Here is a 21,295-nt window from a genome sequence, read left to right on the forward strand (position 1 = left end):
TCGCTGCAGCCGCTCAGAACCTTCGTAAGATGGCCAAGCTGATCCCGATGCCCGCGCTGACGCCCGCGTGAACCACACCGCGCCAATTCGTCCTCGAAACAGATGGCGTTCACGACGAAACTACTGCCGACTTTTTCAACGGAATCGGCTGAATGCGGACGCCGCCGACTCGATCGCGGAGGTCTGCCTTAGTCACGGGCTGTCCTCTCGAATGCGTCCGCTCCGCGGCTCCTGCCCCCCCATGGCTGCCGGCTTGCTGCACCGCGCAAGTCTGCGGGCTTCGGCCAAATCCGCTCATGAGCTCCCGCGCTTCATTTCGGCCGGCAGATGCAAGGCAGTTCGATAGGACATGCCCGCCCAGACCGCTGCGGAGAGTCGCTAAGACGGCATGGCTGGGCCGAGGGCCTGCCATGCCGTCGCGGCAGAGGGGCACAAGCTGATTGTGATATGCCGAAGCCCCAGGGCTTGCGTGACGAGCCAATGGCTTCTCCTCGCGCGTGCGCGACGAAGCGGAATTCGCCCGCATTCTCAGGCTGATTTGCCCTGTCCAGTCCCGCGACGAAAAATATTCTTGTTTCTTTTTTTCAGAATTCATGGCTGTATCACCCCATCCCGCCCGATCGAGAGGGGCGCTTCGCGAACGTCACGAAACGTTGGTGCGGGATGCGATGGCCGGTTCTCGTCGCAGCGTGCGTCAAGCGCGCGGACGAACGATGGGAGCCGGACGGCGAAATCGCGTGGTCCTGATACTCCGATGCTAGTATCAAGTCTGCGACGAGGCTCGGCTTCGCGCAGGCGACGGTGGCCAGAAAGCTCGGCGCGCCGGGGAGAACGCGTATAAGCCGTAAGTCCGTTGCGCAGGGAAGGCCGGATGTCCGGCTGATCCTGTGGTAACCGCCGCGTGCTTCCTTTTTTGCACGCGGGCCATGGGTGTCAGTCGACGCCCGGCCTTCCCTGTGCCCTCTCTCGATGGAGGGACGAACGGCAGACATCTCTCGGACGCTCTGCGCGTGGCGAGGATGCGAACGGCTGTCTCGTCAGATCTCGCGCGCCAAGAAAACAAAACTTCTCGCGGCATGGGTACATGAGAAACTTTCCTCTCCATATGAACAGATCTGCAAAATTGCGCAGGGCTGACGATCCTGCGAATGATCCTGGACAATTGCATGCAACCGCCTGTTTGGGAGATTGCCGAATGACACCGTCCTTCAGCGGCCTGCGTCGCGCGCGGCCCTTGCATCTCGCCCGTCGCGGCGTCCTGATGATGGCCGCGGCCCTGCTCGGCGCGCTCGCCACGTCGCAAGCCGACGCAGCCGAGACGCTGCGCATCGGCTATCAGAGATCCTCGACCCTGATCGCCCTCCTCAAGACCAATGGCGAGTTGGAGAAGGCGCTGGCGCCGCTCGGCATCAAGGTGTCGTGGCACGAATTCTCCAGCGGCCTGCCGCTGCTGGAAGCGATCAACATCGGCAGCATCGATGTCGGCGCCGATGTCGCCGATACCGTCCCGGTGTTCGCGCAGGCCGCGGGCGCGAGGCTCGCTTATGTCGCCGAGGAGGCCGCCTCGCCGTCGGCGCAGGCGATCCTCGTGGCAACGGCTTCGCCGGCCAAGACGCTCGCTGAGCTGAAAGGCAGGAAGATCGCGGTGACCAAGGGCGCCGGCAGCCACTATCTGCTGCTCGCCGCGCTCGCCAAAGCGGGTCTCACCTTCAAGGACATCACCCCCGCCTATCTGCCGCCCGCCGACGGCAGGACCGCTTTCGTCAGCAACAATGTCGATGCCTGGGTCGCGTGGGATCCGTTCCTGACCAGCACCATCCGCCAGTCAGGGGCGCGCGTGCTCGCGGACGGCAGCGACGGGCTTGCCAGCTACAAGCGCTACTATCTCGCATCCGCCGACTACGCCGCCGGGCATGGCGACGCCCTCAACGTCATCTACGGCAAGCTCGTCGAAACCGGCAAATGGGTGAAGGCCAATCCGGCCGCCGCGGCGAGCCAGCTCGCTGCCCTGTGGGGCATCGATGCCGCCACCGTCGAGGAGGCCAACAGCCACCGCTCCTACCAGGTCGGCGCGGTCACCGCGGCCGGCCTGTCGGAACAGCAGAAGATCGCGGATGCTTTCCTGGCGGAGCGCGTGCTGCCGGCGAAGGTGGACACATCGGCGTTGGCGATCTGGACTCCCAAAGCGCCGTGAGCCACACAGGAGCCGAGATTGTGCCCGGCAGCGAAGCGCGGCACGAGGCCCGACGACGAGCCTGAACGAAGGAGACTACCCGTGACTGCCCATCTTCCCCCGACCGGCCGCATCACCGAGCATCCGGCGCATCGCATCTTCGTCGATCGCTGGTCGCCGCGCGGCTTCAGCGACGAGGCGCTTCCCGAGACGGAGCTCCTGACCTTCATCGAGGCGGCACGCTGGGCGCCCTCCTCCTACAATTCGCAGCCCTGGCGCTTCCTCTACGCGCTGCGCGGCTCGGCCGAGTTCGACACCTTCCTGGCGCCGCTGGTCGAGTTCAACCGCGGCTGGGCGCAGCATGCCGCGGCGATCGTCTACGTGCTGTCGAAGAAGACCTTCATCCCGGCGGGCAAGACCGAGCCGGCACCGACGCGCACGCATTCCTTCGATGCCGGCGCCGCCTGGGCCAATTTCGCCAACCAGGCCGCGTTGTCCGGCTGGATCACCCATGGCATGAGCGGCTTCGACGTCGCCGCCGCACAGACAGCGCTCGGGGTACCCGACGGTTTCGCCGTGGAGATCGCGATCGCGGTCGGCCGCAAGGGCGATGGCGAAAAGCTGCCGGCCATGCTCAAGGAGCGCGAGAAGCCGAGCGCACGCCTGTCCATCGCCGAGATCGCCTCGGCCGGCCTGTTCCCGCAGCGCTTCGGCGGCTGATCGATGTCGCAGGGGCGGCGCACCGCGCCGCTCCTGACGGACCGCGAAATCTGTGGCAGAAGATGCGATCTGCTTGAGGAGAGTTGATCCGCATGCCACCGCCGAAACCGCCCGCCTTCGAGACCCTGAGCCTGCACGCGGGCCAGCACCCGGATCCCGCGACCGGCGCCCGCGCGGTGCCGATCTATCAGACCACGTCCTATGTGTTCGACGACACCGAGCACGCCGCGGCGCTGTTCAATCTCGAACGCGCCGGCCACATCTATACCCGCATCTCCAACCCGACCACGGCCGTGCTCGAAGAGCGGCTCGCCGCGCTCGAAGGCGGCGTCGGCGCGGTCTGCACCGCGAGCGGCCAGGCGGCGCTGCATCTGGCCATCGCCACGCTTCTGAATGCGGGCGATCACATCGTGGCCTCCTCCTCGCTCTATGGCGGCACCATCAATCTGCTCGCGCACACGCTGCCGCGCTTCGGCATCACCACGAGCTTCGTCAAGCCCAGGGATCACGACGGTTTCCGCGCCGCGATCAAGCCGAACACGCGGCTCCTGATCGGCGAGACCCTCGGCAACCCCGGCCTCGAGGTGCTGGACATCCCCAAGGTCTCGGCGATCGCGCACGCGGCCGGCGTGCCGCTCCTGATCGACAACACCTTCGCTACGCCCTATCTCAGCCAGCCGATTTCCCAAGGCGCCGACATCGTGATGCACTCCGCGACCAAGTGGCTCGGCGGCCATGGCATCGCGATCGGCGGCGCGATCATCGATGGCGGCCGGTTCGACTGGCGCGCCTCGGCCAAGTTCCCGCAGCTCACCGAACCCTATGCCGGCTATCATGGCATCGTCTTCGACGAGCAGTTCGGCGCGGCCGCCTTCATCATGCGCGCGCGGACCGAAGGCCTGCGCGATTTCGGCGCCTGCCTGTCGCCGACCAACGCGTTCCATCTGCTGCAGGGCGTCGAGACGCTGCATCTGCGCATGGAGCGGCACGTCACCAACACCCGCGCGGTGCTGGAGGCGCTGACCGCCAACAAGGCCGTCGACTGGGTGCTGCATCCTTCGCTCGAGACCCATCCGGACCATGCGCTCGCCAAGGAGCTGTTGCCGCGCGGCGCCGGCTCGATCATCTCGTTCGGTATCAAGGGCGGACGTCCCGCGGGACGCAAGTTCATCGAGAGCCTGAAGCTGATCAGCCATCTCGCCAATGTCGGCGACGCCAAGACGCTGGTGATCCACCCCGCCTCGACCACGCATCAGCAGATGGACGCAGCCCAGCTCGCCACGGCCGGAATCGGCGAGGAGCTGATCCGGCTCTCGGTCGGCATCGAGGCGGCCGGCGACATCATCGACGATCTCGGACAGGCGCTGCGCGCCTCGCAGAAGGTGTGAGCCATGCAGCTGTCGATCGGAGATCATGAGGTCTTCGCTGCCACGGGCGGCCGCGAGTTCGATTCGTCCCTGCCCGCCGTCGTCTTCATCCATGGCGCCGGCTTCGATCATTCGGTCTGGGCGCTGCACAGCCGCTGGTTCGCCCATCACGGCTTTGCCGTGCTGGCGCCCGATCTGCCGGGCCATGGCCGCTCGACGGGGCCGGCGCTGCCGACCATCACCGCCATGGCGGATTGGATCGTCGCGCTGTTGCAGGCGGTGAACGCGAAGCCCGCTCACCTGATCGGCCATTCGATGGGATCGCTGATTGCGCTGGATGCCGCGGCGCGCCATCCCGATCGCGTGTCGGCGCTCAGCCTGATCGGCACCGCGGCAGCGATGACGGTCGGACCTGACCTCCTGAAGGCCGCCGAAGCCAACGATCACGCCGCCATCGACATGGTCTCGATCTGGGGCCTCGGTTTTGCCGCCGAGCTCGGCGGCAGCCGCGCGCCCGGGCTGTGGATGCATGGCGGCGCGCAGGCGACCCTGGAGCGCTGCGCGCCGGGCGTGCTGTTCAACGATCTCTCCGCCTGCAACGCCTATCAGGATGCGCTGGCAGCGGCGGCCAAGATCAAGGTCCCGACGCGGTTGATCCTCGGCGAGAAGGACATGATGACGCCGCTGAAGGCCGGCAAGGCGCTGGCGGCTGCAATCGCGCAATCGCGCATCATCGTGCTGCCGGGCGCGGGACATACGATGATGGCGGAATGTCCGGATGCGCTGCTCGATGCGCTGATCGAGTAGCTTGCGGTCACGGTTCTGCCATTGGATGCGACCTCGTGCCGCCGACATGCTCCGTCGCGGCGCGGAACGGAGGGCGACGGCGAGCCGTTGCCCTCCGGCACAACGAACAGAAAGGAGCACGCAGATGGATCTGCGCAAACTTTTGACGGTCGCCACCATCGGAACGATGTCGCTCGCGGCCGCATCGCCGCTCGCCGCCGCGCCGTTGCTGCCGAACCACCCGGCGCCGACCGCCGCCACGAACGCGACCGAGCTGCAGCAGGTGCAATATCGCCACTGGCGCGGCGGCTACGGTCATCGCCACGGCGATTACGGCCGTCGCTATGGCGGGCATCGCCACGGCTACGGTGCGGGTGCCGCCGCCCTCGGCGGTCTCGCGGCCGGCGCGATCATCGGTGGCGCCATCGCCAACAGCCGCGCCGAGGCCGCCAACGCCCAGGCCTATTGCGCCCAGCGGTTCCGGTCCTACGATCCGGGCTCCGGCACCTATCTCGGCAATGACGGCCTGCGCCATTCCTGCCCGTAGCGACATCAAGGCCGATGCCGGTCTCCGGCATCGACCGCCGCCTGGACCCATGGCGCGCGACAAAACGTCCGCCGCGACAAATGCAACGAAGTTCGTCTCATCCGGTTGAGTATGAGCCTGAATCAACGGGAGACATCGGGATGGTCACCTTCAAAGCCGCCGCGACGCTCGCCATCGCCGGCGCACTTTCTGTATCCACGCTGCACTCGGTCTCGGCTGCGCCGCTGACGTCGCTGTCAGCAGCCGCCAAACCGGGCGCCGAAAGCTCGAATGCCGTCCAGGTCCGCTACGGCGGCTGGCATGGCGGCTGGGGCGGCGGTGCCGCAATCGGCGCGGGGCTGTTGGCGGGTGCCCTGATCGGATCGGCGATCGCCGCCCCCTCCTACTATGGCGGCTACGCGCCCTATCCCTACTACGGCGGGTATCGCTACGCCGCCTATCCCTACGGCTATGGCGGCTACTACCCGGCCTACCGCCCCTATTACGGCGGCTACGGCTACAGCTACGTGCCGCGCCCGATCTATCGCAGCTACGGCTATTCCTATGGCCCGCGGCCGTGGCGCCACAGCTACGGCTATTACCGCGGTCCGGGTTGGGGCCATCACCGCCACGGCCATGGCGTGATCCGCGCCCATCATCGCTGGTGATGTGAATTCGCCGGTGCGCGGCTGGCCCGACGCACCGGCAGCTTCCCTTCGATGGGTCTCAGGCCTCGGCAGCCGCTGACGACGAAGATCCCTGCCGCGCTTCGATGATGCCCCGATCGATCCGGGCGACCTCCGCCGCAGGGATGACGTACTCGTCGTGATCGCGCCAGGCAAACACGACGAATGTCGCCAACGCGCCCATTGCGCCGAGCGCCACCATCCACCAGATGTGCCAGATCAGCGCGAAGCCCATGACCGTGGCGAAGAAGGCGCAGACGAATCCCGTGGGGGAGTTTTTTGGCAGCTCGATGTCCTGATAGTCCTTTTCCCGCGTATGGGGCTGCTGGTCTTTTGCATTTTCCTTGATCCGCCAATACGCATCCTGCCCCGTCACATTCGGCAGCACCGCAAAATTGAACACCGGCGGCGGTGAGGACGTGGCCCATTCGAGCGAGCGGCCGTCCCAGGGGTCGCCGGTCGTGTCGCGCAGGAGCTCGCGATCGCGGATGCTGAAGACCAGTTGGAGAATCTGGAGAATGACACCGATGGCGAGCAGCGCCGTGCCGAACGTTGCAGCTGCAAGCCAGGGACGCCATTCCGCGACATCGTAGTGCTGCATCCGTCGGGTCATGCCGAGCAGGCCGACGACATAGAGCGGCATGAAGGTCACGTAGAAGCCAATGAGGGTGAACCAGAACGCCGCCTTGCCCCAGCTCTCATACAGCCGGAAGCCGAACGCCTTTGGAAACCAGTAAGTGACACCGGCGAATACCCCGAACAGCACGCCGCCTATGATGACGTTGTGGAAATGGGCGACCAGGAACAGGCTGTTGTGCAGCAGGAAATCCGCCGGCGGCACCGCGACAAGCACGCCGGTCAGCCCGCCGATCATGAAGGTGATCATGAAGCCGACCGACCACAGCATGGGCGTCGTGAAGCGCACCCGCCCGCCATACATCGTGAACAGCCAATTATAGATCTTCACGCCCGTGGGCACCGCGATGATCATGCTGGCAATGCCGAAGATCGCGTTCACGTCGGGGCCCGCGCCCATCGTGAAGAAATGATGCAGCCAGACCATGAAGGAGATGACGCAGATCGCCATGGTCGCCAACACCATCGAGCGATAGCCGAACAGCGACTTGCTCGAGAACGTCGCGACCACCTCGGAGTAGATCCCGAACGCCGGCAGAACCAGGATGTAGACCTCGGGATGCCCCCAGGCCCAGATCAGGTTCATGAACATCATCATGTTGCCGCCGGCCTCGTTGGTGAAAAAGTGGAAGCCGAAATAGCGGTCGAGCATCAGCATCGTCAGCGTCGCCGTGAGGATCGGAAACGCCGCGACGATCAGCAGGTTCGTTGCCAGCGTGGTCCAGCAGAACATCGGCATGCGCAGATAGCTCATGCCCCGGGTGCGCAGCTTGAGGACGGTGGTGACCAGGTTGATGCCGCTGACCAGGGTCCCGACGCCGGAGATCTCCAGCGCCCAGATGTAATAGTCCACGCCGACTCCCGGCGAGTAGGTCAACTCCGACAAGGGCGGGAACGGCAGCCAGCCGGTGCGCGCGAACTCGCCGACCACGAGGGACACGTTGACCAGCAGCGCGCCGGTGGCCGTGAGCCAGAAGCCGACGGAGTTCAGCGTGGGAAAGGCGACATCCCGTACCCCGAGCTGCAGCGGCACGACCAGATTCATCAGCCCGATCACGAACGGCATCGCCACGAAGAAGATCATGATAGTGCCGTGGGCGGAGAAGATCTGGTTGTAGTGCTCCGGCGGAAGATAGCCGTTGGAATGAAACGCCACCGCCTGCTGCGTTCGCATCATGATCGCATCGGTGCCGCCACGCAGCAGCATCATGAAGGCGAGCAGCATGTACATCACGCCGATCCGCTTGTGATCGACGCTGGTGATCCATTCACGCCAGAGATAAGGGAAGTACCCCTTCGCCAAGACCCATACGAGGACACCGAGGATCGCCACCAGCACGAGGCCTGCGGCCACGAGCGGGATGGGCTGGCCAAAGGGGATCGCCGACCAATCGAGCTTGCCGAGCATGGACGCCCCCGGGGATCAGCGGGTAATATGTCGGCGCGATGGCCGCGAAGGCCGGCGGGCGCGCGCAAGAGCAACCAACGCGATGCCTCCGAGCCCAAGTGCCAATCCAATTCTGCTGAGCTGCCCGGCCGGCGGCAGCTTCTTGCGCACGAGCCAGCCGCCGCTCACCGCGGTGCCAGCGGCGATCGGCGCCAACACGGCACCTGTGCTGCGTGGTGCGCCCTTCGCGCGCGACAACAGGAAACGGAACGCCGTGCTCAGGAGTCGCTCGGTCGGCCAGCGCGCCAGGGCATAGGAGATCTGCCCGAGCCGCGCCGGCCAGCCGACGGCGACTTCGTCGTGAGGAGCGCGGATCAACTGCAAGAACGTCTCGGCGACGTCCTCGGGCCGATACAGCAGCGGTCCTGGACCGAGATTGCGGCCGGACATGTTGGCGCCATGCACGAAGCCGGGCGTGTCGACCATCGCGGGGAATACGCTGCAGACGTGGATATCCTTGTGACCGGCGAGTTCCTGACGCAAGCTCGCCGAGAAGCCGCGGAGGCCGAACTTGCTGGCGGTGTAGGCGGCGGCGAACGGAGTCGGAGCCCATCCGCCGAGCGAGATGTTGTTGATCAAGGTTCCGCGCTGCTGCCGCAGGAAGACCGGCAGAACCGCATAGGCACCGTTCATCGTCCCCAGCAGATTGACCTCGATGGTCTTACGGTGGAGCGCGATGTCGGCGTCCTGATAGGCGCCGAACACCCCGGTTCCGGCGTTGTTGATCCAGACATCGATGCCACCGAACGTCTGCACGGCCTGATCGGCCAAGTGCATGACCGCGGCTGCATCGGTCACGTCGGTGCCGACGGCGATGGCGCGCCCGCCAAGGGTTTCGCATTCGGCCGCGACATCTTTCAGAACGTCCACGCGCCGCGCGGCCAGCACGATGCTGGCCCCTTCCCGCGCCAAGTCGAGTGCCGTCGCCCGGCCGATGCCGCTCGAGGCGCCCGTCACCACGACGCGCGTTCCCTTCAGATCACGCATCAGCCGGCGCGCCTCGGGGGAGGCATCCAGCAGCCAGCCGAGCGCGCGGCGCAGCTGGTGCGCGCCGCCGGTGTCGAACCATCGGCCATGGGAAAAGACGACGCGTTCGGGCGCCAGCGCAATCAACCGCGCCGCCGCGAGCCGGACGGCACGGCCGCCGAGCCGCAGCAGCATCCGCAGATGGGTCGGTGCCTTGCCATCAGGCGCGGTGATCCCGAGCAGATTCGCCGCGGTCCGCGCCACGATGCCCAGACCTTCCGGTGCCAGGTTCTGCACGAGGTCTGTCAGGACGAGTGTGCGGCTCGGCCCGTGAAACAGCTCCACTTCGGTGAACATCGGTGCGGCAACGAGCACCAACTGGATATCTGCGGACCATTCGTCCGGCGTGACATCGGTCAGCTCACGATCGATACGCAGGCCGCTGCGGCGAACCTGCTGGCGCTCTGCCAAGCCCGGCGCAGCGAAGACCTGCGCATTCGGCAGGGCCGCCTGCCAGTCCGGCAGGAACATCCAGTGCGCGACGTTGGGCGCGAGCAGATATTTGATGGGTCCCAGCTGCTCCAGCTCCTCCCGCAGCGCATGAGTGAAGCACGTGGGCGAGTGCAGCAGCAGATCACCGCTCGACAGGCGGATCACCGTCATGCGCACGGAGAGCGGCAGTCCGGCGGCCCGAATCCGGCCGCCGTCGACGATCCACACATTGTCCGCCACGGGCCGCAAGCCATGGCCGTCGCTTCGAGGCTGAGTTATCTGGTCCATGAGAGTTCCGCCGACGAGATGCCCGTCAACAAACCTCCGGCGCGGCGCATGGTTTCAATCGGCTGGGAATGCGGATCCCAAGGCCGGCCGCCGGCAAGGTCTATGCCCGCCCGGCAGATCCGGCTCTGCTCGGGTCCCTGCGCCCTGCATCGCCGCGCGATAAGTCGGGGCTCAACGCAGGTAACTGGCCAGGTTCAGGCTCTGGATCTTGGAGATGGCGGTATAACTCGCCGTGAGCTGGGCTTGATAAGTCGAGAGCTGGGCGGTCACCGCCGCCACATCGACGCTGGTCAGGTCGGTCGCCAGGCTCTCGGCATAGCTCTTGTAATCGGTCTGCTGCGACTTCGCGCTCTCGATCCGGGACGCCGCATCGGAGAGCTTGGCCTGTACCGTGGCGACATCGTCCACCGCCTGATCGGCAAGCGACAGCGCGGAGGTGATGTCGGTTCCGGACAGGGTCGAGCTGTTGGCCACGAACTTCAGGACCCGCATGACCTCCTCGAACGCCGGATTGTCGGCAGTAACGCCATAGGTGACCGACTGCCCATCGGAAACCCGGACCGAGGCAAGCTCGCTGTCGCCCTGAAAATAGCTGGTATCCGTCGTGGTCAACGATCCCGTGCCGGAGGCGAAGCTCGACGTATCGACCGCCGCCGTCGCGGTCCGCGCACCGCCGAACAGATATTGCCCGTCGTACTGGGTGTTCAGAATGCCCGACATCTGCTGCAGCAACTGCTGCGCACTGCTGATCGCGGACGTGGTTCCCGTGCTGCTGCCGGAGCTCGCAGCGCTCAGGGCCGTGCGCAGCTGACTGACGATGTCCGACACCTGCCCCACGGCAGAGTACATGACCTGCACTTTGCTGTCCGCCAGAGTCGCAGCGTCGATGTAGGACTGCGCCCGCGCGACGGAGACCTGCAGATTGACGACGTGCTGGGTGTCGGCGCCGTAACCGGCGAGATACTCGGCCTTCAGCCCCGAGGCCTCCTGCACCTGGAGGTTGGCCATGGTCGCCTGCGTCCGCAGCGCGCCCGTGATCATCTGGTCGGAGTTCGAGAATGTCGCAATCCGCATCGTCATGATGTCCACTCCGGACTAGGTCGATTGCACGGCAGTGAGCAGCGACGAGAACATGCTGTTGACCACGGAGATCAGCTGCGAGGCGGCAGCGTATTTGTTCTGCAGCGAGCTCAGCCGCGCCGTCTCCTCGTCGAGGTTGACGCCCGATTGCGAGGACAGCGAACTGGCATAGCTCGACTGGGCCGTCGACTTCGCGGTGTAGGCAGTGGAGGCCTGCGACGCCTTGCTGGCGACATTGGCGACGATCGCCGCGGCGTAGTCGGCGAACGAGCCGGTCGTTGCGCTCAGGCCGCCAGCCGAGGCGAAGCTGGTCGAGCCGGTCAGCTTGTCAACGAGCGCGTCGATGACCGTCGCCGAGCCGGCCGTCAGCACCTGGCTGCCGGTCGTCAACGTCGCGGAGCCGTCGAGCGTGCCGGTGGGCAAACCGGCCGCGCCGCTCAGGATGCTGCTGTTGACGGCAAAATTGGCGGCGCTCGTGCCGGTGACGAGGTCATTCATGCCGAAATAGTCGGAGAAGCCGCTGCCGCCGACCGCGCTGGTCATGTCGTTGATCGCGATGCCGTTCGACGACGACGTGGCGCTGATCGACAGGTGTCCGCTGGAATCGATCGAGGCAGAGACCCCGGAGATGCCGTTGAGCGCCGTGACCAGATCGCCCACCGTCGCATAGGACGACAGGTCGAGATCCTCGTACGAAACGAGATTGCCGCTCTGGTCAGCCACGGCGATGCGGACCGTTCCGGACGCCGACAGGGCCGTCGTACTGCTGACGCTCGCCGACCCGGTCAGAGCGGTCGGAGGTGGAACGGCCGATGCGCCATTGGTGATCGCATTCAGCGACGATTTCAGCTGCGAGGCCAGCTGATCGAGCTGGGTCTGCGCGGCCGGCAGGGTCTCGTCCCGCAACGTGACCAGCGAACCGATCTTGCCCGACGTGATCTGCGACGTGACGTCGACGCCGTCGACCATGATGCCGCTGAAGCCGCCGGACGCATAGCTCGACGCCGCCGAGACATTCGCCGAGGCCGTATAGCTCAGCGTGTGCGCCGAGCTGTCGACGAGAGCTCGCCCCGACGAGGTATAGACCTGAAGGTCGCCGTTCGACGCCGCGTAGTAGCTGACGTTCATATAGGACGAAAGGTCCTGCAACGCGGCATTGCGCTCGTCCTCGAGATCGGCGGTCGATTGGCCGGACGCCGCCATCTTGCGGATCTCGACATTGAGATCGGCGATCTGTTGCAGGTCGTCGTTGGCGCTCTGAACCGACGACGCGATGTCCTTGTCGGCGTTGGCCCGCAACGTCTGCACACCGCTCGACGTGCTGCGCAGCTGGCTGGCGAAGTCATCCAGCGCGCTGACGACTGCCGATTGCAGCGAAACACTGCTGGGCGAGCTCGCCAGCGACGACAAGGCGGACTCCAGCGATGCCAGCGAGTTTGCCAGCGACGTTCCCGTCGTCGAGGTGCCGGATGTGGACGCGCTGCCGAACAGCTGCTGCAGTTGCGTCAGATAGTTGTTCGTGGTGTCGGCCGCGCCGAGCTCCGAATTGGCTCCGATCAAGGATTTCAGCAGCAGCTTGTCGACATTGCTCGAAATGCCGGTAATGGAAACGCCGGTCCCGACTCCGCCGGTCACGTTCGTGACCTGGTTGGCCGTCTTCTGCGTATACCCCTTCGTGTCGGCGTTCGAGATGTTCGACGACGCCACGCTGATCTGCAGCTCCGTGGCCGAGATGCCGCTGAAGGCGACCAGCCGTGCTATGTCGAGCGACATTGCCCTACTCCCGCTGTTGGCTGGCCATCACGCCCTCACGTTGGTTCCACAGGACGTCGCACGCGCGGTACGACGTCCACCGGCGCCATAGGGCGAGGCATTCGCGATCTGCTCGCGGATCGCCTGCATCACCGCCTCGATGCGACGATTGCTGGCTTCGATCGCAGCCCGCAGCCGAACGAGGTTCTCGTCCATCGCGCCACGAAGGTTGAAGATGTGCTCCATGAGCTGCTCGCGCAGCACACGGTCGCGGACGTCGAGGCTCGCCGTTCGCCTGGCGCATTCGGCGACCCGCTGCTCAAACAGCCCGGCGAGCCGATTCTTGTCGTCGAGCTGCTTGGAACGCGAGGCCGGGAGCCCTTTGGCAAGCTCCGCATTCTCCTCCGACACCACCGCGATGAGTTCGTCGATCAGCGCGATCAAGGTCCGCACTTCATCTTCGCTGGCCGGCCGCTGATCGGCCTGAATTGCGTGTTTCATCCTGTCGCTCCCATCCTACTGTTCACGCTGCGGTCGGCGGCTGATCTGCGCGACACGGGCGTAGGTATTCAGCGCCGTCACCCTCACGGTGGCGACCTTGAGCTCTTCGTCGAGCAGCGCGCATTCACGCAGCAGCTTTCGTCGGACCGTTTCGATATCGTCGATCAAGGCCAGCAGTTGCGCGCGGTCGTCCTTGCCGGCGGTCGCAGCGCGCAGTCTCAGCCGCCGCAGCCTCTTCAGCAGAGCCTCGCCCTCGCCGAGCCGCTCCCTCTTCAGGTCGGCCATGATCACCTCATCGACGAAATCAGCGTGTCGTACATCTTGTTGACGGCCGAGATCACCTGCGATGCCGCCGAATAGGCCTGCTGAGCCGAGATCATGTTGCTGAACTGGCCCGTGGTGTCGGTCGTGCTCGATTCCAGCTCACTGCCGTAGATGGTTCCTGCACCATTCTCGCCGGACGCCTGCAGGGTCGCATTGCCCGACGTCGCCGTCGACGTGTACATGCCGCTGCTATGCGCCACGAGACCATTGGGATCGGCGAAGGTCGCTACCGCGAGCTTGTAGATCGGAACCGTCTGTCCGTTGGAATAGGTCGCCTCGACGAGGCCATTCTTGCCGACCGAAATGCTGCTCAGCGTGCCAAACGAGATGCCATCGGAATTGGCGCTGAAATTGGAGACGCTCGGCGTCGTGCTGCCGGACGACAACTGGGTCAGGCCGTCGGTACCGCCGCCGGTGGTGCCGAAGCTGAGCGCGATCGAGCTCGCCGCGGCGCCGTTGTTCCAGGTGATACCGAGATTGGTCGAGGAGACCGTGCTGAGCGAACCATCTGAGTTGAAATCGATCGTATAGGTGCCGCTCGTCACGGTGCCGTCCGACGCCGTCGCCGGCGCGAAATCGGCGGTCCATTCGTTCGCCGTCGCCCCCTTGGTCCAGGTGACGTTGAGCGTGTGCGATTGCCCCAGCGAATCGTACACGGTCATCGAGCTGCTGAAGGTGTCTCCGCTCGCGGCATCGGCCGGCAGGTTGGCCGCAAGCGACGTCTTGGTCGTCGCCCCACCATTCGTCAGCGCCACCTTCGTATTGACCGGCTCGAGGCCGTTGCCGACCACGTTGCCGGTTGCATCGGTGCGCCAGCCTTCGAGGTAGTAGCCGTCGTTCTCGAGATAGCCGGCATTGTCGGTGGTGAACGCGCCGTTGCGGGTGTAGAAAGTCTCGCCTCCGGCCGAAGTCGAGTTGGTCGCGACGAAGAAACCCGAGCCCTGGATTGCGACGTCGGTCGCGTTGGTGGTGGCGGCCAGCAGCCCCTGCTGCGTGATGTTGGCACGGCCGGAGACCGAGACGCCCCCCGAGGAATAGGCTTTCGAACTGCTCGATGCCGTCACCAGCTGCTCGAACAGGCCGGAGGTGGTCTTGTATCCGGTCGTATCGGCGTTGGAGATGTTGTCGCTGATCATGGCGAGCGACGAACTCTGCGCATTGAGCGCCGAGATCGCCGATGACAGGGCTCCAGAAAGACTCATGATTGTACTCCGGGTAATGCCGTCAGGAGGTGACGCCGATGATGTTGCTGGCGCTGACAGGAACGCCGCCGACGGTGAGCGAGGGCGTGCTGGTCGAGGTGTCGATGCCGGTTACGGTCCCGGTGACCGTCGTGTAGTTGAGGACCGAGGTGCCCGCGGAGTCCGTCGCCGTCACGGAGATCGTGTACTGGCCGCCGTCGCTGAGCTGATTGCCGCTGGAATCGGTGCCGTCCCAGGTGATCGAATTGGCGCCCTTGTTGCCGGTCCCGGTGCCGGTCCAGACCGTGCTTCCGGAGGAATCCTTGATCGAGATCGAAACGTTCGATGCCGCCGACGACAGCGAATAGCCGAACGTCGCCGAGCCGTTCGAGAGAACGGCGGTGTCACTCTTGGCCTCGACGGTGTGACCGATGTAGTTCACCGAATTCAGCGTCACCAGGCTCGAGAACGAGCCGGCCAGCGAGGTCATGCTGCTGTTGAGCGACTGCTGCGAGGTGTAGTTGGCGTAGGACGTCATCTGGTTGATGAAGTCGGTCACGCTGGTCGCATTGAGCGGATCCTGGTTCTGGAGTTCGCTCACCAGGAGCTGAAGAAAGTCGGTCGAGCTGAGTGTCGTACGAGATGTGTCGCTGGATGATGAGGTCGATGAGGTGGTCGCAGTCGACGAACTCGCGGCAGAAACGGTCATGGCAGAACTCCGGCTCGCGCCGCGAACGACGGCGGGACACAGCACGACCACGCGGTCGTGAAGGCGTTTGCTGATCAAACGGCCGGAACGCCGATTCCAGGCGCACAATTAGTCGGTCGAATTAGTTGATCCGACGGCAGAATTTGCCGCCGCGCGGTTGCGCTGAGTGGGCAAAAATCGCCTGGTGCGAGGCTCCGATCTGCATCGGCGCGACGGTTCGCCGTCGCCGCACTCGGGCGCCCGGATTCGCGCGCAAGAGAGCTCGACAGATTGAGCGAGATGACTGATGCGATGGTGTTGCGCTTCCAGCGCCGAAGTCCAACCGGCCAAAGCGTAGCCGCCCAAGCTCGGCCCTGGCTAGGGCTCAGCCAGGCTGGTGGGCGTCGGCCGGGGCGGTTGCCGCTTCCTCTTGGGTCAGGCGATGGGCCGCAGCAAGGATGCGCGACGTCAAGCCCGCGGGTGCACGCGCCGGCGGCGACGACAGCGCCTCACGAACAAGACGTGCCTCGGACAGCAATCGATCGGCTTCGGGAGAGGATGCCAGCAGATCAGCAGCTGACTGACGCTGCTCCGCTGGCCAGCGCGAGATGTCCTCACCCAGCCTGCCGATCAGATCCTCGAATTCCCTGACGTCCATCGTCCGCCCAATCCAGCGCTTCCAGCTTGGTCATAAAGCATTCAGCCCGCGAACGAAATTGATATCGGCAATTGTGGCGATCGACCGCAACCGGACACGGAAAACTCCGTACTTTTCGGGAGCCGTATGCACGCGAGGCCGCACTGGATACCGAAACGGGAGACAATGCAGCCCGTTTCTGATCCGTTTCCCAAGATTTCCGCGGTGCGGCAGGGGCCTGATTCGCCAAAGCTACCGAGGGTTGGCCGAATCACCGGCCGCTCGCTTTCCCCGGGTTGCCGCCTCGACAGCCTCCCACGCCTCCCGCAGTTCCAGCAGACTTTCGGTGATCCGCTGGAAATTCTCGCGCATGTGAGGTCGACCGTAGGCCCGCAGCGCGGCCACGATCAGGGCGTTGTAGGTTCCGAACAGCTGGTCGGCGACCGGCCCGCCGCGCGTCGGATCGAGGTGAAGGCTCAATCCGCGCAGAATGGCCGTCGCCCGGGTCACATGGATGTGCCCCTCCTCGAAGCGGCGAGCCTCCTGCGCCTGCAGCGACTTCTGCAAGCTCATCATCGCTCCGTTGAGCAGCATGAAGACGGCCCGCAGCGGCGGAACGGCCACCGCAGCGCCGCGATAGGCCTGACTTGCGAATTGCGCCATCGAATTCTGGGTCATCAGTTACTCGAACTCGCGTTGAGAAGGGCTTTCAGATAAGTGAGCGTGTTGTTGGCGCTCTCGATCGCAGCCTGATATTTGGCGTACTGCGCCGTAAGCTGCGTCTGGAACGTGGCGGCCGAGCTCTTGATGTCATCGACCTTGGCCTGCATCGTGTCGTCCTGCGAGGTCAGATTATCGATCAGCGTCTGCAGCGATCCCGTGCTGGATGATGCGGTCTTGGCGATCTGGTAGATCTGGGTCGCGAGCCCCTGTGTGGAGGTCACGGTGATCGATTGCGACGTCGAGCCGGCATAGGTGAAGGCCATCCCGGCATAGATCGTCCCGGAATTGCCCACGATCGTGTTGCCGCTCACCGTGAACAGGGAGCTGTCGCCACCGACGGACGCCGCCGAAAGATTTCCCGACGAATCCACCGTCAGATCAAGGGTGAACGACTGCGGCGACGACCCGGTATTGACCACGCTGAGCTGGCTCGACGAGGTCTTGGTCTGCGCCGACAACAACGTCGTCACGCCGCTCAGATTGGTGCTGAGGATCGTCGACAGCGTGCTGGTATCGAGTTCGAGCTCGTTCTTCTCGTTGAACGACAGGCCAAGGTCGGCCATCGTCAACCCGCCGACCGAGGTTCCGAGCACGGCCTGAAGCGAATTCATGATGTCGCGCATGGTGCCGTCGCCGAACAGGACGGAGCTCGAGGACGCCGTCCCGTCTGAATTGGTGGTCTGCTGCGCGATCACAGCATCGCGGAATGCATTGTAGTCGGTAACGAATGTCTGCAATGCCGACGAGATCTGGCTCGTGTCCGTCCCGATCGTGACGGTCAGCGTCGTTCCGGACGGGGTCGCCTGCAGCAGGTCGAAGGTGACGCCGCTGAGAACGTCGGCGATGTCGTTGGTATCGCGCGTCAGGCTGATCCCATCGAGCGTGAATTCCGCTGCCTGCGCGGTCTGCAGCACCGTCGCGAAGGCTCCCGAGCTGTCGGTCACCCCGAGCTTGTTGAGGATGTCGTCCCCGGACGAGCTTGCATAGGTAATGTCCGCGGCATCCTGGGTCCCCGTCAACACCAGCTGATAGGACCCGCTCGATACCTGGACGATCGACGCCTCGACATTGGTCGTGGAGCTCTGGGCATTGATCGCGTCGACGACATCCTGCAGCGACATGCCGCTGGTGATGGTGATGTCGGCCGTGCTGCCCCCGGACAGGCCGAGCGAGAACGTACCGGAATAGCCGAGTGCCGCGGTCTGGCTCGACTGCGTCGCGCCCGTCACCTTGTGAGCCGTGGCGACCTGGCTGATCGTCAGCGTGTGGCTGCCGGTCGCGGCTCCGTTGCTCACCGACATCGACAGAGCCGATGAGGCGCTGACGTCGCCGGTAGCGCTGATGGTGGCGGCCCGCGTGGCGAAGGCGTTGGTCGCAAGCGAGTTCACCATCGACGTCGCCAGTGACGACAATCCAGATGACAGCGTCTTCAGCGCGGTCTGCAGCGTCTGATACGCCGTGATCTTGGCCTCATTGGCCGTGATCTTGGTCGAGATCTGGGTCGCCTGGGTGAGCTTGACATTGACGGCCGACTCGATCAGCGCGGTCCAGTCGATCGTGCTCGTCGTGCTCGTGCCCGACGTCGTGAGCGAGCTGCTCGAGCTCGTCGACGATGATGAAGACGACGACGTCGTGCTGCTCGTGCTCGAGGTTGCGCTGCTCACCGTCATCCGTCGTCGTCCTCCAAGGAAAAAGCCGGACCGGCGAGGCGCCGGCCCGGCAGATCACGGCTCAGCCCAGCAGCTTCAGGAGGTACTGCGGGATCTGGTTGGCGGCGGCTTCCGCCGACACCGCGGCCTGGGTCTTCACCTGCGCCGACGACAGCTTCGCCTGCTCGGACGCGATGTCGACGTCCTTGATCGCGGAATTGGCCGATTGCAGGTTCTGCGTCTGCGTGGAGATCGAGTCGGCCGAGAAGTTGAAGCGCGACTCCTGCGCGCCGATGTCGGCGCGGGCCTTCGACACGGTGTCGATCGCGGTGTCGAGAGCGGTCAAGGCTGCGGTCGCGCCGGTCTGGGTGCTGACGTCGAGCGACGAGACGCCGAGCGTGCTCGCGGTGAGATCCGACAGCGTGATGTTGATGGTGTCGGACGCGGACGAGCCGACCAGGACCGAGACGCCCGACGAGAAGGTGCTCGTGCCGTCGAGCAGGCTCTGGCCGCTATAGCGCGTTCCGGTCGCGATCGACGAGATTTCACTGGTGAGCTGCGAGAATTCCGACTGGATGTAGGTGCGGCTGGTTCCGACCGTGGTGCCCGATGCGGACTCGGAGGCCAGCGACTTCATGCGCGCCAGGATGTCGCTGATGTTGGATGCGCCACCATCCGCGGTCTGCAGGATCGACGTCGCCTGCGCCGTGTTGGTCGCGGCCTGCTGCAGCGTGGTGATGTCCGACGAGATGCGCGTCGAAATGGCGAGACCGGCCGCGTCGTCCGAGGCTGATGTGATGCGCGAACCGCTCGACAGCTTGGAGAGCGAGCTCGTCTCCTGGTTGGAGTTGATGTTCAGGTAGCGGACGGCGGAGTTGGCGGCGATGTTGGTGGAAATTGCGGGCACGGTGAGGACTCCTGAGTGATCGGCAAAGCACGCCGCATCGTGGAAGGACTGACGGTGCGGATCGGCCCCGTCTGACCGATCAAACGGAAGCGCCTGAGGGAATCAGGCGGGAATTCTCCCGCGACGGGATTTTTATGGTTAGCAATCCGTGAAGGCGCCGCGAATGTCGCGCTCGTGACGCCGCAGCATGTCGCGCAGATGCTGGCGTCCCCGTTTCAACAGCGACTCCACGGCGGCCACTGTCGTGTCCATCACCTCGGCGATCTCACCGTTGCTCATGTTCTCGTGATACGACAGGATCACAGCGATCCGTTGCTGTTCCGGAAGCCGCTGCATCGCTCCCTCCAGGAGGTCGCTGAGCTCCGCACGCTCGATGACGCTCACTGCATCCGGCTTGCCGTCCGCAACCTCGGGCACCACATCGACATTCTCGGTCCGCGGCTTGCGCCGGATGTCGATGCAGCGGTTGCTGACGACGCGATAGAGCCAGGTCGAGAATTTGGCGCGGCCGTGCTGCCACCGCCCGCGGTGCGTCCAGACCTTCAACATCGTATCCTGCACGACGTCCTCTGCATCGGCAGCATTGCCGACGATGCGCAACGCAATCGCATAGGCGCGGTCGATGTGGCGCTCGACGAGGAGACGAAATGCGAGTTCCTCTCCGGTGGCCAGCCGGTCGAGCAGATCCTTGTCCTCGTCAAAGATCGCAGCCTCGCCTGGCGGCGCGGAGTCGGGAACGGTGCTGGCCGACTCGCTCGACAGCAGCGTCGCAACGTCCGGCGCCTCCGGCTCCTTCGAAGATACGCCATCGGCCGGGGCCCAGACGTCCAGCGCGTAGCTCATTTCCGAATCTCCAACCCGCAATGCCGACTACGCAATTCGCAGACGGCTTCCGATCGTTGAACGCTGCGATCGAGAGAAGCAGGCGAAGATTTTTTGTGACTTTTCAGGTAGTTAGATGGAATGTTTTGCCTAGGGACAGGCAAATTCTGCCGCACTCGGATCGAGCGCTCGACGGTCGTTGAGAAGGAAAGGCCGATGTTCGGCATGGCGGGGATTTCATTCCGGAAGACGAATTCAGCAGAAAACGCGAGCCGCAACGCTTACTAACAGCATCCGTGGATGCGTACCGCGCACGCCAAATCCGCGCTCGCGCAAGGTCCGGAATTCTTGCGAAACGATCATCTCGCCCGGCAATTTTTTCCGAATCACCTCGACGAAATTATCTCATTTTTCGACTCTGTCAGTTGCCGCAGACGCGATTTTTGAATCGCGTGACGATTTTTGCGACATGACGCGCCTGATCTGTCGCGTTCTTACGTTGTAGTTGCTGATGACGCGACAAATGAAGCGAACGACGTGATGCGTCGCGCGCCATCGACACGCGCCTGGATGTCCATCGATGTCCATAGCGTCACCGAATGTTGCTGAATGTTTCGATCGATACAGACTCTCCGGAGCGGAGTTGCGTTCAATGTATCAGCGCGAAGCGCGGGATCCGCGCAGCGATCGCTTTTGCGCGCCCAATCGCTCACGTCAGTGCTGGTCAACTTGATCAGACGGGACGCGAATGCTCGTACTTCTGCTCCTGCAATCGCGATGTCGATTCAACCGTTGGGGTTTCGAGCGGCGCGCCCGGCAACATTGCGAAACGAAGTTCGCGTTTTCCGTGCTGAGAGCCTCGTCCTACGCGCATCATCGCAAGTCATCGGCGCAAGCACATGCGCGATCGACGCGCCTGATTGGCTGACGTGGTCCGTTTGATT

Annotated in this window: 19 protein-coding genes; 6 read left to right on the forward strand and 13 right to left on the reverse strand. The window is 64.5% G+C overall.

Annotation, left to right across the window (positions count from 1 at the left end; all coding sequences use genetic code 11):
- Positions 1–1,264 precede the first annotated feature (1,264 nt).
- The 6 genes from QX048_RS34730 to QX048_RS34755 all read left to right on the forward strand — a co-directional run bounded on the left by QX048_RS34730 (position 1,265) and on the right by QX048_RS34755 (position 6,240).
- The gene (locus QX048_RS34730; protein ID WP_315756572.1) at positions 1,265–2,194 is read left to right on the forward strand and encodes an aliphatic sulfonate ABC transporter substrate-binding protein; all 930 of its coding nucleotides are present in this window, start codon (positions 1,265–1,267) and stop codon (positions 2,192–2,194) included.
- Positions 2,195–2,275: 81 nt separating this feature from the next.
- Positions 2,276–2,893 carry a nitroreductase family protein gene (locus tag QX048_RS34735; protein WP_315828409.1) on the forward strand — a complete coding sequence of 206 codons (618 nt, stop codon included), beginning with the start codon at positions 2,276–2,278 and terminating at the stop codon, positions 2,891–2,893.
- 92 nt (positions 2,894–2,985) lie between these two features.
- Positions 2,986–4,281, forward strand: coding sequence for an O-acetylhomoserine aminocarboxypropyltransferase (locus QX048_RS34740; RefSeq protein WP_315828410.1), 1,296 nt, complete (start codon positions 2,986–2,988; stop codon positions 4,279–4,281).
- A gap of 3 nt (positions 4,282–4,284) precedes the next feature.
- Positions 4,285–5,067: an alpha/beta hydrolase gene (locus QX048_RS34745; protein WP_315828411.1), complete on the forward strand. Its 783-nt coding sequence runs from the start codon at positions 4,285–4,287 to the stop codon at positions 5,065–5,067.
- 124 nt (positions 5,068–5,191) lie between these two features.
- Positions 5,192–5,593 (forward strand): BA14K family protein, encoded by a 402-nt coding sequence (locus QX048_RS34750; protein WP_315828412.1) that lies wholly within the window; start codon positions 5,192–5,194, stop codon positions 5,591–5,593.
- Positions 5,594–5,733: 140 nt separating this feature from the next.
- A complete protein-coding gene (locus tag QX048_RS34755) occupies positions 5,734–6,240 on the forward strand; it encodes a hypothetical protein (RefSeq protein WP_315828413.1) in 507 nt (168 codons plus the stop codon).
- Positions 6,241–6,298: 58 nt separating this feature from the next.
- On the opposite strand, the gene cyoB is transcribed toward QX048_RS34755, so the two are convergent.
- The 13 genes from cyoB to QX048_RS34820 form a co-directional block, all read right to left on the reverse strand.
- A complete protein-coding gene (gene cyoB / locus QX048_RS34760; protein WP_315828414.1) occupies positions 6,299–8,302 on the reverse strand; it encodes a cytochrome o ubiquinol oxidase subunit I in 2,004 nt (667 codons plus the stop codon).
- A gap of 15 nt (positions 8,303–8,317) precedes the next feature.
- Positions 8,318–10,087, reverse strand: coding sequence for an SDR family oxidoreductase (locus QX048_RS34765; protein WP_315828415.1), 1,770 nt, complete (start codon positions 10,085–10,087; stop codon positions 8,318–8,320).
- 171 nt (positions 10,088–10,258) lie between these two features.
- Complete coding sequence (locus tag QX048_RS34770; RefSeq protein ID WP_315828416.1) at positions 10,259–11,167, reverse strand: flagellin; 909 nt, start codon at positions 11,165–11,167, stop codon at positions 10,259–10,261.
- A gap of 15 nt (positions 11,168–11,182) precedes the next feature.
- Positions 11,183–12,940 (reverse strand): flagellar hook-associated protein FlgK, encoded by a 1,758-nt coding sequence (flgK, locus tag QX048_RS34775; protein ID WP_315828417.1) that lies wholly within the window; start codon positions 12,938–12,940, stop codon positions 11,183–11,185.
- A gap of 27 nt (positions 12,941–12,967) precedes the next feature.
- Complete coding sequence (locus QX048_RS34780) at positions 12,968–13,420, reverse strand: flagellar protein FlgN (RefSeq protein ID WP_315718457.1); 453 nt, start codon at positions 13,418–13,420, stop codon at positions 12,968–12,970.
- Between the two features lie 15 nt (positions 13,421–13,435).
- Positions 13,436–13,705 carry a hypothetical protein gene (locus QX048_RS34785; RefSeq protein ID WP_315718456.1) on the reverse strand — a complete coding sequence of 90 codons (270 nt, stop codon included), beginning with the start codon at positions 13,703–13,705 and terminating at the stop codon, positions 13,436–13,438.
- Positions 13,706–13,707: 2 nt separating this feature from the next.
- Positions 13,708–14,946 carry a flagellar hook protein FlgE gene (flgE, locus tag QX048_RS34790; protein ID WP_315769942.1) on the reverse strand — a complete coding sequence of 413 codons (1,239 nt, stop codon included), beginning with the start codon at positions 14,944–14,946 and terminating at the stop codon, positions 13,708–13,710.
- A 22-nt stretch (positions 14,947–14,968) separates the two neighbouring features.
- Entirely contained in the window at positions 14,969–15,634 is a 666-nt protein-coding gene (locus tag QX048_RS34795; RefSeq protein ID WP_315718454.1) for a flagellar hook assembly protein FlgD, read from the reverse strand.
- A 364-nt stretch (positions 15,635–15,998) separates the two neighbouring features.
- Entirely contained in the window at positions 15,999–16,271 is a 273-nt protein-coding gene (locus QX048_RS34800; RefSeq protein WP_315754497.1) for a hypothetical protein, read from the reverse strand.
- 231 nt (positions 16,272–16,502) lie between these two features.
- Complete coding sequence (locus QX048_RS34805; RefSeq protein ID WP_316201057.1) at positions 16,503–16,928, reverse strand: flagellar export chaperone FliS; 426 nt, start codon at positions 16,926–16,928, stop codon at positions 16,503–16,505.
- The gene (fliD, locus tag QX048_RS34810) at positions 16,928–18,643 is read right to left on the reverse strand and encodes a flagellar filament capping protein FliD (protein WP_315828419.1); all 1,716 of its coding nucleotides are present in this window, start codon (positions 18,641–18,643) and stop codon (positions 16,928–16,930) included. Before fliD ends, QX048_RS34805 begins: the two co-directional genes overlap by 1 nt.
- 61 nt (positions 18,644–18,704) lie before the next feature.
- The gene (locus tag QX048_RS34815; protein ID WP_315718450.1) at positions 18,705–19,529 is read right to left on the reverse strand and encodes a flagellin; all 825 of its coding nucleotides are present in this window, start codon (positions 19,527–19,529) and stop codon (positions 18,705–18,707) included.
- A 138-nt stretch (positions 19,530–19,667) separates the two neighbouring features.
- Positions 19,668–20,372 carry an RNA polymerase sigma factor gene (locus QX048_RS34820; RefSeq protein WP_315754502.1) on the reverse strand — a complete coding sequence of 235 codons (705 nt, stop codon included), beginning with the start codon at positions 20,370–20,372 and terminating at the stop codon, positions 19,668–19,670.
- Positions 20,373–21,295 lie beyond the last annotated feature (923 nt).

It is taken from the genome of Bradyrhizobium sp. SZCCHNS30572, from assembly GCF_032484415.1.
Classification (GTDB): Bacteria; Pseudomonadota; Alphaproteobacteria; order Rhizobiales; family Xanthobacteraceae; genus Bradyrhizobium.

Coding starts and splice junctions, on each gene's coding strand:
- QX048_RS34795 (WP_315718454.1), bottom strand. CDS start 15,634: ATGACCGTTTCTGCCGCGAGTTCGTCGACTGCGACCACCTCATCGACC.
- flgK (WP_315828417.1), bottom strand. CDS start 12,940: ATGTCGCTCGACATAGCACGGCTGGTCGCCTTCAGCGGCATCTCGGCC.
- QX048_RS34740 (WP_315828410.1), top strand. CDS start 2,986: ATGCCACCGCCGAAACCGCCCGCCTTCGAGACCCTGAGCCTGCACGCG.
- cyoB (WP_315828414.1), bottom strand. CDS start 8,302: ATGCTCGGCAAGCTCGATTGGTCGGCGATCCCCTTTGGCCAGCCCATC.
- QX048_RS34820 (WP_315754502.1), bottom strand. CDS start 20,372: ATGAGCTACGCGCTGGACGTCTGGGCCCCGGCCGATGGCGTATCTTCG.
- QX048_RS34750 (WP_315828412.1), top strand. CDS start 5,192: ATGGATCTGCGCAAACTTTTGACGGTCGCCACCATCGGAACGATGTCG.
- QX048_RS34730 (WP_315756572.1), top strand. CDS start 1,265: ATGGCCGCGGCCCTGCTCGGCGCGCTCGCCACGTCGCAAGCCGACGCA.
- QX048_RS34765 (WP_315828415.1), bottom strand. CDS start 10,087: ATGGACCAGATAACTCAGCCTCGAAGCGACGGCCATGGCTTGCGGCCC.
- QX048_RS34800 (WP_315754497.1), bottom strand. CDS start 16,271: ATGGACGTCAGGGAATTCGAGGATCTGATCGGCAGGCTGGGTGAGGAC.
- QX048_RS34770 (WP_315828416.1), bottom strand. CDS start 11,167: ATGACGATGCGGATTGCGACATTCTCGAACTCCGACCAGATGATCACG.
- fliD (WP_315828419.1), bottom strand. CDS start 18,643: ATGACGGTGAGCAGCGCAACCTCGAGCACGAGCAGCACGACGTCGTCG.
- QX048_RS34805 (WP_316201057.1), bottom strand. CDS start 16,928: ATGACCCAGAATTCGATGGCGCAATTCGCAAGTCAGGCCTATCGCGGC.
- flgE (WP_315769942.1), bottom strand. CDS start 14,946: ATGAGTCTTTCTGGAGCCCTGTCATCGGCGATCTCGGCGCTCAATGCG.
- QX048_RS34780 (WP_315718457.1), bottom strand. CDS start 13,420: ATGAAACACGCAATTCAGGCCGATCAGCGGCCGGCCAGCGAAGATGAA.
- QX048_RS34755 (WP_315828413.1), top strand. CDS start 5,734: ATGGTCACCTTCAAAGCCGCCGCGACGCTCGCCATCGCCGGCGCACTT.
- QX048_RS34745 (WP_315828411.1), top strand. CDS start 4,285: ATGCAGCTGTCGATCGGAGATCATGAGGTCTTCGCTGCCACGGGCGGC.
- QX048_RS34785 (WP_315718456.1), bottom strand. CDS start 13,705: ATGGCCGACCTGAAGAGGGAGCGGCTCGGCGAGGGCGAGGCTCTGCTG.